The organism is Thalassotalea agarivorans (assembly GCF_030295955.1).
GTDB lineage: Bacteria > Pseudomonadota > Gammaproteobacteria > Enterobacterales > Alteromonadaceae > Thalassotalea_D > Thalassotalea_D agarivorans.
Window position 1 is genome coordinate 1,983,453 of the sequence record NZ_AP027363.1, and the last position, 12,179, is coordinate 1,995,631.

Annotated in this window: 9 protein-coding genes and 1 tRNA gene; 4 read left to right on the top strand and 6 right to left on the bottom strand. The window is 41.7% G+C overall.

Annotation, left to right across the window (positions count from 1 at the left end; genetic code table 11):
- The 4 genes from QUD85_RS09240 to QUD85_RS09255 form a co-directional block, all read right to left on the bottom strand.
- Nucleotides 1–3,123 (bottom strand): error-prone DNA polymerase, encoded by a 3,123-nt coding sequence (locus QUD85_RS09240; RefSeq protein WP_093331178.1) that lies wholly within the window; start codon nt 3,121–3,123, stop codon nt 1–3.
- A complete protein-coding gene (locus QUD85_RS09245) occupies nt 3,089–4,486 on the bottom strand; it encodes a Y-family DNA polymerase (RefSeq protein ID WP_093331181.1) in 1,398 nt (465 codons plus the stop codon). The genes QUD85_RS09240 and QUD85_RS09245 overlap by 35 nt, the downstream gene beginning before the upstream one ends.
- Complete coding sequence (gene imuA, locus QUD85_RS09250; protein WP_093331183.1) at nt 4,486–5,175, bottom strand: translesion DNA synthesis-associated protein ImuA; 690 nt, start codon at nt 5,173–5,175, stop codon at nt 4,486–4,488. The genes QUD85_RS09245 and imuA overlap by 1 nt, the downstream gene beginning before the upstream one ends.
- 117 nt (nt 5,176–5,292) lie before the next feature.
- Entirely contained in the window at nt 5,293–6,855 is a 1,563-nt protein-coding gene (locus QUD85_RS09255) for a sodium/sugar symporter (RefSeq protein WP_093331186.1), read from the bottom strand.
- A gap of 403 nt (nt 6,856–7,258) precedes the next feature.
- Between QUD85_RS09255 and QUD85_RS09260 the strand changes: the two genes are divergently transcribed.
- The 4 genes from QUD85_RS09260 (at nt 7,259) to QUD85_RS09275 (ending at nt 10,304) form a co-directional block, all read left to right on the top strand.
- Nucleotides 7,259–8,287: a sialic acid TRAP transporter substrate-binding protein SiaP gene (locus QUD85_RS09260; RefSeq protein ID WP_093331190.1), complete on the top strand. Its 1,029-nt coding sequence runs from the start codon at nt 7,259–7,261 to the stop codon at nt 8,285–8,287.
- Nucleotides 8,262–8,780 carry a TRAP transporter small permease gene (locus QUD85_RS09265; protein ID WP_093331193.1) on the top strand — a complete coding sequence of 173 codons (519 nt, stop codon included), beginning with the start codon at nt 8,262–8,264 and terminating at the stop codon, nt 8,778–8,780. The genes QUD85_RS09260 and QUD85_RS09265 overlap by 26 nt, the downstream gene beginning before the upstream one ends.
- Complete coding sequence (locus tag QUD85_RS09270; protein ID WP_093331196.1) at nt 8,777–10,057, top strand: TRAP transporter large permease; 1,281 nt, start codon at nt 8,777–8,779, stop codon at nt 10,055–10,057. Before QUD85_RS09265 ends, QUD85_RS09270 begins: the two co-directional genes overlap by 4 nt.
- Before the next feature lie 76 nt (nt 10,058–10,133).
- A complete protein-coding gene (locus QUD85_RS09275) occupies nt 10,134–10,304 on the top strand; it encodes a hypothetical protein (RefSeq protein ID WP_177168921.1) in 171 nt (56 codons plus the stop codon).
- Nucleotides 10,305–10,512: 208 nt separating this feature from the next.
- Here QUD85_RS09275 and QUD85_RS09280 read toward each other — a convergent pair.
- Both QUD85_RS09280 and nadA read right to left on the bottom strand, forming a co-directional pair.
- Nucleotides 10,513–10,600 (bottom strand) — tRNA-Ser (locus QUD85_RS09280).
- A gap of 402 nt (nt 10,601–11,002) precedes the next feature.
- Entirely contained in the window at nt 11,003–12,046 is a 1,044-nt protein-coding gene (gene nadA / locus QUD85_RS09285) for a quinolinate synthase NadA (RefSeq protein ID WP_093331200.1), read from the bottom strand.
- Between the last annotated feature and the right edge of the window lie 133 nt (nt 12,047–12,179).

The following is a 12,179-nucleotide window of genomic DNA, read 5'->3' on the forward strand; positions in this document are numbered from 1 at the left end:
TTAATGAAAATCTCGAGAAGAACTTTGTATTTCACCTAATTGCTCTGTGATATCTTCTAAACGACCGGCAATAACATGTACAACTTGCTTTTCACGTTCCAGCACACCTGTGACCTTTAACACTTTGGCCGATAGAAAAGACTGCTTTTGCGCTCGAGCTGTTGCTACCCACACAACAACATTCATATTACCAGTTTCATCTTCAAGCGTCATGAAAGTAACGCCTGATGCTGTGCCTGGGCTTTGTCTACCAGTGACCACTCCAGCAACCTTAACTACGGATTGATGACGAATAGAAGCTAAATCCTGCGCACTTGTAGTGTCTGTTAGCAGCCCTGCTGACTTTAACAAACCAATAGGATGATGATCTAAGCTTAAGCCCAAACTGGCATAATCTTCTATCAAGTTATCATGAGTATTAGGGGCGATGTCGATGGTTTCTTGCGACATTGCTTGTTGTGAAAAAAGGGGAAGTTCATCTTCTTTGTCCATCAATTGCCAACGCGTATTAAAACGATCGCCAGATAATGCTTGAAAACAATTAGCACTCGCCAGCGCTTGTAATTCATTGCGCTTCAAGCCTAATGCTTTGATCTGAGCTAAACGTGTAAAACCTTCCTTTCCTCTTTTTTGCTCCAGTAGCTCACTTTGTTGCTCACTAAATCCTTTCACCAAACAAAAGCCTAAACGAAGACAAAACTGCCCTTGTTGATATACCAACTGATGATGCCAACGCGAATGATTAACACAGACAGGCAATACTTGAATTTGATGGCGCTGAGCATCTTGAATAAGTTGAGAAGGAGAATAAAACCCCATAGGTAAGCTATTCAGTAACGCGGTATAAAATGCTTGCGGGAAATAATGCTTAAGCCAAGATGAAACATAAGCTAAGACAGCAAAACTAGCTGAATGAGATTCCGGAAAACCATATTCACCAAAGCCACAAATTTGTTCAAAGAGTTGTTGTGCAAACCCTTCATCATAGCCTCTTGCTGTCATGCCGGTCACAAGCTTTTCTCTAAAATGTACAAGCTCTCCGTTGCGTTTCCATTTTCCCATTGCTCTACGAAGTTGATCAGCTTCTCCACCAGTAAAGCCGGCAGCGACCATAGCAAGCTTAATCACTTGCTCCTGAAAAATAGGCACACCTAAGGTTCTCGCCAATACACTTTTTACTGCCTCAGAGGGGTATGTTACAGGTTCACTGCCATCTCTACGCTTCAAAAAAGGATGTACCATCCCCCCTTGAATAGGACCTGGGCGCACAATGGCAATTTGAATAACTAAATCGTAATAACATGCTGGCTTCAATCTAGGTAGCATGCTCATTTGTGCCCGCGATTCGATTTGAAAAACACCCACAGTGTCTGCTTGCTGGATTTGCGCATAAACTTGTTTGTCATCCCCCATACGGGTGATATCAGCAATCGACAAGGTAAAACCATAATGCTGCTTAACTAAATCAAAGGTCTTTCTTATCGCTGTTAACATACCAAGCGCCAATACATCGACCTTCAATAAGGCTAACGTTTCTAAGTCGTCTTTATCCCATTGGATCACCGTACGTCCTTCCATGGCGGCATTTTCTACCGGTACCAATTCATATAATGGCCCTGACGAAATAACAAAACCGCCGACATGTTGAGACAAATGACGAGGGAACCCTTTAATTTGCTCAACCAGACTAACAAACTGCTGCCCCAGTTTTGTACTGGGATCGATGCCTAGCTCCATCACTTGTTGGTCCCACGGGCTATCTTTATCACGACGATTAATGTGCTTAATAAAAAAGGCAAGCTGTGTTTCGTTTATACCCAGTGCTTTACCCACTTCTCTGATTGCGCTTTTCAAGCGATAAGTCACTACGGTTGCGGCAATAGCGGTACGTTCTCTACCATATTTTTGATAAAGATACTGAAACACTTCCTCTCGCCTTTGATGCTCAAAGTCAACATCAATATCCGGTGGTTCTTGCCGCTCTTGTGATATAAAGCGTTCAAACAATACCGAAATTTGACGAGGATCTACCGCTGTAATTTCAAGGCAATAACACACCACTGAGTTAGCAGCAGACCCCCTACCTTGATAGAGAATCTTTTGCTTTTTAGCAAACTGCACTACATCATAAATGGTAATAAAGAAGTGCTCGTATTGTAATTGCTCAATCAAGATCAATTCTTTCTCAATGGTAGACTCAATCTCTGCAGGTACACCCGCTGGAAATCGTATCTGCTTTCCCTTTTTGACCAGTTCCCGCAGATAGCCAATCGCTGTTTTTCCTTCAGGGATAAGCTCTGCAGGATATTCATAACGCAGTGACGACAGACAAAACTGACACTGATTAGCAATCGCTAAGCTTGCTTCAAGTTCGGTTTCAAGGAAGAGTTTTTGTAATGTAGAGATGGGCCTAAGCGACGCTTCAGCATTGCTCAATGCTTCTTTACCTAGCTGAGCAACTGTTTTGCCTAAACGAATTGCTGTCAATGTATGATGCAGTGGTAGTCGGCTTTTTTCATGCATCAGCACACCACCTGTTGCCACTGCCATAATACTCATTGATTTTGCAAGTTGTCTGCAATAACTTACCTGGCTATGTTCACCTGCCGTTAAATGACGTTTTAACGCGATATATAAGCGTTGCCTCATATGCTTTTTTAGCCAACTAGCCCAATAATCATCAGCGTCTACGTCGCCAGATGGTGACCATAATACAAGGCATTGCTTAATGGTTTTTAAATCCCATAAATCTAGTTGATACTGCCCCTTGCCTGCACGACGACGACTGTTAGTAATAACACGGCATAGTTCTGCATAAGCCTGTCGATTAGGGCAAAGCAATGTAAAGGCCACAGTAGCGCCATTAACCGCTTGATATTTAAAACTCGCGCCGATAATAAGCTTTATATCTAACGCTTCTGCTTGTATATGGCTATAGGCACGTACCACCCCTGCTACTGAACATTCATCGGTAATAGCGATAGCGCTATAACCCAAGGCTTCTGCCTGCTGTACAAGTTCATGCGGGTGAGAAGCACCTTGTAGAAACGAAAAATTGGTTTGGCATATCAATTCTGCATACATAAGCCTATCCAAAGTAACCTTGAATAAACCACTGCCCATCGTGCTGACGATATAACCAACACCATTGGCCATGTGTGTTGCGTGCGACAAAGTAATCTCGCAGTACACTCGTTTTATGCCAATTGGTTAAAATCCGTTCCGGACCATACAAAATATCGACTTTCTCTTGTAATGGCACTGCCTGCGAAAGTATGTATCCTGGGCGAAGTGGTTTTAGATCAGCGCTAATATCACTCGAACTCACTAGCGGAGCTGACTTTTGAGATTCATACTCAGGTTGATGTTCATTGACCTGCTGAACACTGTAAACCTGTTCATGTCCCAGTTTAGCCTGCAACAAACTAACAAGTTCTAATGGCGCGAGTCCCTGACTTGCCGGTTCAAATAGATCCTGAGCTTGCTGTTGTAATGCCTGTAGTTGCTCACACCTAACTGTTATGTGTGTTACTGGTGCAGACAATGTCATTCGCTCAAATTGCAATGTTGCTAATGCTAGCCACTTATCTGCACTATCTATTGCTTGCGCGCTGCGAATATGTACCGACTGCTTTTGTCCATCCCGTTGCGTCAAATCGCAATATACATGACATGATGCTAACCCTCGTATGCGCAAGAATGATTGTAGAGCAGCAATTAAGCGCGCTAAAGGCTTAAGCAGTACCGATGTCGCTTCAATATCGTAAAGCAATTCAATGGACTGTTTAAATGTTAGCGGAGGATGATAAAAACTTAGCGGGTACGGCAACACTCCCTGTATTTTAAGTAAATACTGTACAAAGCCTTGCTCAAATCGCTTAGCTAATTGCTTAGCCGGAATATGATCAAGTTGTTCGTAGCGTCGAATACCAACACGTTGTAGCTGCTGAAGTTGCTTATCATCAATCTCCATAGCTTCAATCGGTAGTGATAACAAATAGGTTTTAAGCTGTGCTTTATCGCTGCACAGTATATTACCGTGGTAATTAGCTAAAAGCTTTGCAGCTAATGGACTATACGCAGTAGCGTAGGTGTATTGATAACCAAAGTCATCTAAAGCGGCACAAACCATTTGCCAATATGCAGTAAGGCCCTGATAAAGCTTGAACATATTGCCTACTTTTAGAAACAATCCATGCGGTGGGTCTATCGCTATATCAGCAGTAAATTGATACAGCGTTTGTGCAATATCCTTTAAATGTTGCTGCTCCACCGACTTGTTATAAGGCACAAGATGTAACTCAGGTAATAACGCTGCAGCACTTGCCAGCCCCATGCCCAACTTAATGCCATCTTTTTGCGCTATAGCATTACGCTGTACAACCTTATTCGATGCTTCATCTACAACCGCTATGGCTTGTGACTGCTGACGTGCATACAAGCTATCTAACTGCAACTGCGGAAATGAGAGATACAACCACAACATTAACTGACTCGTTGAATACGGGCATCATCTAAAGCAACAACGTTATTAGGTAACTGTGGCAGTACTAAGTCAGGCCATTGCGACGACATATCAACTAAAAAAGGTTGGCAGGGCCTCCCGCCTTTTTGTTTATCTATTGCCACCTTAATACCGGCAATATCGGCATGACACGACAAGCTCAGAGCAACAGGTAACGAAAAGCCTGCCTTAACATTATCGCGATATAATATCAGTGCACTGTGCCCCTGCTCAGCAGCTAAAGACAAGCGCCTCACTTGCTGAATAGACAAATGCGATTGCCATATAATAACGGCAGCACAACAACCACTTTTTAAGCTTTGTTCAGCTCCCCACAACCCATTGACCCCAGTATGGCTGTCAACACATAATATTTTTTGAAGGTCTAAGCCTGCATGCACTAAAAAGGCGCCATTGAGCAAAGAAGGTGGATTTACAAATACAACCAAGCCTCTCTTTTGCTGAGCCTTCAAATAAGCGGCCATGAGCCTTAATTCGCCAATGCCTGTCACTGTTTTGCATTCAATAACGCCTTGCGTTGGAAAGCCACCACCTAACTTAGCGTCAAGTTGAGGGTAACTAGTACTTATTGCTTGCCGATATTGTTGCTGTTGCTTAATACCGCGCCACAGCCATTGCTTATTATGTAATTTTGCTAATAGAGCATTCATAGCTAAAAAGTAAAACTATACTGTACGTTTATACAGTATAGTTTTACTTTGCCTAAAAGCAAGAACTTAAATGTAAAAAAAGGGTGCATATAGCACCCCTTTTTCAGTGAGAGAGTATTACCACCAAGCGTAATACAAGGCGATAAGAATAAGCGTTACCGCAAGTGTAGAAATGTTAAAGCTACGATCTGTGGTAAAATCAATACCTTGAAGGTCAACAGCATTTTCATGCTCACCTTTCTTCTCTAGTAAAGAAATAACTATCGCTAGACCTAAACAAAGTAAGAAGACTAAACCTACACGATCCATAAATGGCAGTTCTGGCCAAAATACTTTTAAACCATATGAGAATATTGCCGAACCAAGCGCCGCTGCTAGACCAGCATTAGCCGTTGTACGCTTCCAAAACATACCGGTGAAAAACAGTACAACAATACCTGGTGTAAAGAAGCCAGTAAATTCTTGGATATACTGGAAGGCTTGATCAAACTGGCCTAATAGTGGCTCTGCAACAACCATAGCTATCACAAGCGCAGTTAAGCTGACAATACGGCCGACTTTAACGTAATGTTCTTCGCTCTTAGGGTTCTTTTCATTGCGGTATAAATCCATGGTAAAAATAGTAGAAACACTATTTGCCATCGAGGCTAATGAAGATACGATAGCCGCCACTAATGCAGCAAAAATCAAACCTTTAAGGCCTGATGGCATCATATTCATTAACGTTGGATAGGCTTGGTCAGCTTTTTCCAAATTAGGATCAATCATATAAACCGCAATACCCGGCAATACCACAATGATAGGCATCAACAATTTCAAGAATGCAGCAAACGCGATACCTTTTTGACCCTCACGTAAATCTTTAGCCGCTAAGGTACGCTGAATAATATATTGGTTAAAACCCCAATATGATAAGTTCATAATCCACATACCGCCTATTAATACAGATAGCCCTGGTAAATCCATATAATAAGGATTATCAGTATCTAGGATCATATCGAATTTTTCTGGCGCTTGATCAGTCAAGGTCGCAAAACCATGCACAATGCCTTTACCTTCACCAATCAAGTCAAGCGCCATGTAAGATAAAAACAGGCCGCCCATTATAAGTAGAACAACTTGTATAATGTCAGTTAGCGCAACCGCCTTTAAACCACCATACAAAGAATATGCTAGCGCAAACAGGCCAAGGAAAATCATGCCATACGTAATATCAACACCCGTAATGGTATTGATTGCCAATGCACCTAGCCATAAAACAGCAGTAAGGTTTACAAAGACATAAACCCCTAACCAGAATATCGCCATCACCGTTCTTACACGGTGATCAAATCGTTGCTCCAAAAATTGTGGCATGGTGTAAATCTTCTTTTCTAAGAGGATTGGTAAACAATATTTACCTACAATCATTAGCGTGATTGCTGCCATCCATTCATAAGAGGCAATGGCCAAGCCAACTTTATAGCCCGAGCCCGACATACCTATAATTTGTTCAGCTGAAATATTTGCCGCGATAAGCGAAGCACCTATCGCCCACCAAGGTAAGCTATTGCCCGCTAAAAAGTAGTCGTTAGCATTCTTTTCATGCCCTGCCTTCTCTCTCGATACCCAAGAGGCAATAGCGATGAGTGAAATGACATATACCACAAAAACGGTAATGTCTAATGAAGATAAACCCATGTTGTTCCCCGCGTTTCCATTTTTATAATTATTAATAAAGCTTAGCGTTTAAATAACTAAACGCTTAAATTTATTATGTAAAATTTATCCTTACTCTATGCTTGATAGCGCTAAACTGCAATTACAAAAAGTGAAAATAGGATCAATATTTCTCATTGGTTCACAACAAAAAATCAAGATAACAACGCTTATTTAGAGACATTCGCAGAAAATCAACGCAAATAACCTGAACATCTTACCACTTAGCTACCAAGACGATTATTTAGAGGATGTCTAATTCAGCTCAACATACCACTTCACTGCAACACCACAAACACAACGCCACTTTGTTAACAATTAACAGTTGCCATATAAAACACGGTTCTGTATGTTAAAAACATAATAACAATATGAATACTCAAAAATGGATACTTTGTGGCGTCGCTCAACACTGCTTTTTATCTGGACCGTAACCTTTTTAATAGGGCTGTCGGTATCGGATACGCAGGCACAAGAAACAGAAACCCGTCGGCTAATTTGGGCGCACGTCTATGAGACAAGTGTGCCTTTACATAAATGGGCTGTGTGGGCAGCGGAAGAAATAAAAAAACAAACCAATGGCCGATATCAAATCGACGTGTTTCCTATGTCTACTTTGGGAAAGGAAATTCAATTAAACCAAAGTTTAAGTTTAGGCACCATTGATATTGTGTATGCAGGCACCAGTTTTGTTGCTCAAAAATACCCTCCTTTGGCACTTTCTGAATTACCTTATATGTTTCGCGACTACCAGCACTGGGAGACATTTAAAAACAGTGTAGTTTTTGAAGACATGATCAATGAATACAAAAGAAGCTCACTAGGAAATCAAATACTAGGCAATACCTATTATGGTCAACGGCACTTAACCTCAAACTTTCCGGTAACTAAACCGGCACATATGAAAAACCTAAAGATAAGGGTGCCTAATGCTGAGGTTTACAAACTCTTCCCTAACGCTAATGGAGCAAACCCAAGCCCGATTGCTTTTTCAGAAGCATATTTAGCCTTGCAGCAAGGTGTTGTCGATGCTCAAGAAAATCCACTACCCACCATCCAAGCTAAAAAGTTTTATGAAGTTAACACACATATAAATTTAACAGGCCATATCTTAGGTTCAATTCTAACGGTTGCTAGTGAAAGACTTTGGCAAGAACTTTCCACTGTTGATAAAGTGATTTTCAAAAAAGTGCTCAATCAAGCGGCTCAAGGCGCGTCTAATGACACGCGAGAAGCAGAGCAAGCATTGGTCAATTGGTTTAAACAACAAGGTATACAGGTACATGAAGTAGACAGAGCATCCTTCCGCCGCAATACCCTTCCCTTGCACGCAGAAATAACAAGCCGAATCGGCGAATCGTATTACGACAATATTCAAAGGTTAGAACATGACAACGCCTCAAACACACATTGAAGACCAATCGCCAGATGAACAACCGTTTGTCGCAACTGACTATCGCATAGAAGACTGGCTCGCCTTAACTATATTTACCGTCCTTTCCCTTACGGTATTTGCGCAATTTTTTAGTCGTTATGTCTTAGGGGGCTCTTTAGGCTGGACAGAAGAAGTCGCTCGATACTTACTTGTTGCCTTAACCTTTCTGGGAGGCTGTATGGCTATTCGTAAGAAAACCATGATTCAAATAGACTTCATTGCAGATAGATTTCCACAAAGCCTTAAACAGTTTAGCCATTTATTTGCGCGAGTATTTAGCTTGCTATTTATTGGCGTACTCATTATTTCATGCGCATTGATCATGCCACGCTTAACAATATACCAAATGGCATCTTTACCCGTTTCAGTAAGTGCACTTTATGGAGCAATTTTTATCGCTTTACTCATCATGTTTTATCGTTGCCTTGTTAATTTGATGACGTCGGTTAACTCAACAAGGACAGCAAAATGACTGTAGCCATATTATTTTTATCGTTATTTTTACTATTGGCTTTAAGAGTACCTGTAGCCTTTGCTTTGGCAGGGTCTTCATTACTCGCAATAATGTATGATGGTCAGGTACCTGAAATTGTAATTTTGCATCAGATGGTTGGTGGTGTAGATAGCTTTCCTCTGCTGTCTGTTCCATTTTTTGTATTAGCTGGTGCGATTATGAATTCTAGTGGAATAACCCACCGAATTTTTGACTTTGCTAACGCATTGGTTGGCTGGCTAAGAGGGGGGCTTGGACATGTCAATGTCAGTGCCTCTATCATCTTTGCCGGTATGTCTGGTGCAGCTGTAGCAGATGCTGGTGGCTTAGGCGCTATCGAAATAAAAGCCATGAGAAAACGTGGCTACGACGCTGATTTTTCGGTAGGGCTCACAGCAGCTTCTTCAACAATTGGTCCAATAATACCACCGAGTTTACCGCTCATTATCTATGGTGTAATGGCCTCAGCGTCTATTGGCCAATTGTTTGCAGCAGGATTAATTCCAGGTTTGCTCATGGCGTTCGCCCTAATGATTATGGTGGCCTGGTATGCTAAAAAAAGGCAGTACCCTAAGGAAGCAAGCCTATCACTACCTAATATTGCTAAAACAGCTAAAACGGCCTTTTTATCACTAATGACACCTGTCATTATTATATTTGGCATTCTATTGGGCATTTTTACAGCAACCGAAGCGGCAATTGCCGCCGCCGTATACGCTTTATTTTTGGGTGGTATTGTCTATCGCAGCATATCATGGCGCTCGCTAACAAAAATATGCATGGATACTATCGAAACAACGTCAATTATTATGTTAATTGTTGGTGCAGCGGCTGCGTTTTCATGGGTATTGACCAGTCAACGGGTTACAGAGGACTTTACACAATGGATGCTTACATTAACAAACAATAAGGTCATCATTTTATTATTGATTACCCTTATATTGTTTATCGTAGGTTGCTTCATGGAAACGATAGCGGCCATCACAATTTTGACGCCAATCTTATTACCTGTCGCAGTTTCATTAGGTATCGACCCAGTACATTTTGGTATTGTGATGATTTTAAACCTAATGATTGGCTTGCTAACGCCGCCGGTAGGTCTTGTTCTCTATGTTTTGTCTAGGGTATCAAATGTGCCGTTTGAGCAATGTGCTAAAGCAACGCTGCCCTTTTTAGTACCACTTGTTATCGTATTATTTTTGGTCATCTTTATACCGCAGTTATCGATGTGGTTACCAACAATGATATATGGATAAACCTAGCTGCGTTGAATAATAATTTATTGGCGCTCGCTGTTATCATCCCATTTCACGCATAAAAAAAGCCTGCTATGTGCAGGCTTTTATATATGGCGGTTACCCACATGGACGTGGCGTATGCCAAACTCAAGCAGGAGCTACGTTTGGCGATGTACAAGGATGTACGGTATGCCGCCATATCATGGATGGTAATATGGCGGTTATATACATGGATGTATGGTATGCCGCCAAATCAGGGAGGTAGTTTGGCGGTGAAGGAGGGATTGATAAAATACCTCCCTGTATTTTACCCTTCGGGCGCACAAGTGCGTCCAAATTTGTTCGACGTGAAAGGACTCACTAATGTCGCAAAAATACATGGACGTATAACTGCGACCTAACAAATTTGTCGAACAACGTTCTCATCCCATTTCACGCATAAAAAAAGCCTGCTATGTGCAGGCTTTTGTATATGGCGGTGAAGGAGGGATTCGAACCCTCGATACGTTTCCGTATACACACTTTCCAGGCGTGCTCCTTCGGCCACTCGGACACTTCACCGTGAAAATAAATTGTTTGATCAGGCAAAAACACATCCCTGATGATCAGCACCCAATCCTTTCATCCATGAAAGTCTGCCATTATCTGAAAAAGCAGTGCTTTTTCCGGGCGATAATGCCCCACTCGGACACTTCACCGTAAAAATAAATTGTTTGATCAGGCAAAAACACATCCCTGATGATCTCCGCCCAATCCTTTCATCCATGAAAGTCTGCCATTATCTGAAAAAGCAGTGCTTTTTCCGGGCGATAATGCCCCACTCGGACACTTCACCAAAATCTTAGCTCTTAGCTCTTAGCTCTTAGCTCTTAGCTCTTAGCTCTTAGCTCTTAAAGCGGGCGCTATGTTAGAAAAAAAGCCTTGCTAATACAAGGCTTTTTTTAATCGATTAATACGCAACTTTTACTTTTGAATATGGTTAGCTGAGAAATCTAACATTCTATTCAAAGATTTAAGCGCCCCTTCTCGTAGTGCCATATCAACAAAAACTTCTTTGCCACTAGGATCAATTAACGCTTCTTCGATTTCTTTAAGGCCATTCATCGCCATCCAAGGACAATGTGCACAGCTACGACATGTTGCACCTTCGCCCGCTGTAGGCGCTTCAAAAAATTCTTTGTCTGGGCATAATTGCTGCATTTTGTAGAAAATGCCACGGTCTGTAGCAACAATAAATTTCTTGTTTGGCAGCTCCTGTGCAGCTTTTATTAATTGACTAGTAGAACCTACAGCATCAGCCAACTCAATAACATCAGCAGGAGACTCAGGGTGAACGAGTACAGCTGCATCCGGATGCAACGCCTTCATATCGCTCAGCGCTTTAGTTTTAAATTCATCATGTACAATACAAGCGCCCTGCCACATAAGCATATCTGCACCTGTCTGTTTTTGAATATAATTGCCAAGGTGGCGATCTGGCCCCCATAAAATAGTTTCACCTTGCTCATCCAAGTGTTCAACTATCTCTAGTGCACAAGACGAGGTTACGATCCAATCTGCGCGGGCTTTTACTGCTGTAGAAGTATTTGCGTAAACAACAACCGTTCTTTCAGGGTTTGCATCACAAAAAGCGTTAAACTGCTCAATCGGGCAACCTAGATCCAATGAACAAGTCGCTTCCAGCGTTGGCATAACAACGGTTTTCTCAGGAGTTAGAACTTTAGCTGTTTCTCCCATAAACTTAACGCCGGCAACAATCAACATATCTGCTTCATGTTGATTACCGAAACGTGCCATTTCTAAAGAATCAGCGACACAACCGCCCGTTTCTTCTGCCAACGCCTGAATTTCAGGGTCTGTATAATAATGGGCTACAAGTACCGCATTTTTTTGTTTTAGCAATTGTTTAATTCGATCTTTGTACCCTTGCTTCTCCTCAACCGATAACGGTTTAGGTTTTGCGGGAAAACTAAAATCAATGTCTACGGCTAAATTTGACTGTGCCATAACGCCTCAAATACAACATAAAATCGGTGCGATTATACGGCAAAAAACACTAAAAGTGAAAAAGGATATATCCAGAGTAATCAAGAGTCTAGAAAATAGAGACTAAGGTTAGAAACTAAGAAGCGATAATATA

Excerpts from the sequence above, each read along its gene's own strand:
- QUD85_RS09240 (WP_093331178.1), bottom strand. The coding sequence starts at position 3,123 with ATGGGCAGTGGTTTATTCAAGGTTACTTTGGATAGGCTTATGTATGCA.
- QUD85_RS09245 (WP_093331181.1), bottom strand. The coding sequence starts at position 4,486 with ATGTTGTGGTTGTATCTCTCATTTCCGCAGTTGCAGTTAGATAGCTTG.
- imuA (WP_093331183.1), bottom strand. The coding sequence starts at position 5,175 with ATGAATGCTCTATTAGCAAAATTACATAATAAGCAATGGCTGTGGCGC.
- QUD85_RS09255 (WP_093331186.1), bottom strand. The coding sequence starts at position 6,855 with ATGGGTTTATCTTCATTAGACATTACCGTTTTTGTGGTATATGTCATT.
- QUD85_RS09260 (WP_093331190.1), top strand. The coding sequence starts at position 7,259 with ATGGATACTTTGTGGCGTCGCTCAACACTGCTTTTTATCTGGACCGTA.
- QUD85_RS09265 (WP_093331193.1), top strand. The coding sequence starts at position 8,262 with ATGACAACGCCTCAAACACACATTGAAGACCAATCGCCAGATGAACAA.
- QUD85_RS09270 (WP_093331196.1), top strand. The coding sequence starts at position 8,777 with ATGACTGTAGCCATATTATTTTTATCGTTATTTTTACTATTGGCTTTA.
- nadA (WP_093331200.1), bottom strand. The coding sequence starts at position 12,046 with ATGGCACAGTCAAATTTAGCCGTAGACATTGATTTTAGTTTTCCCGCA.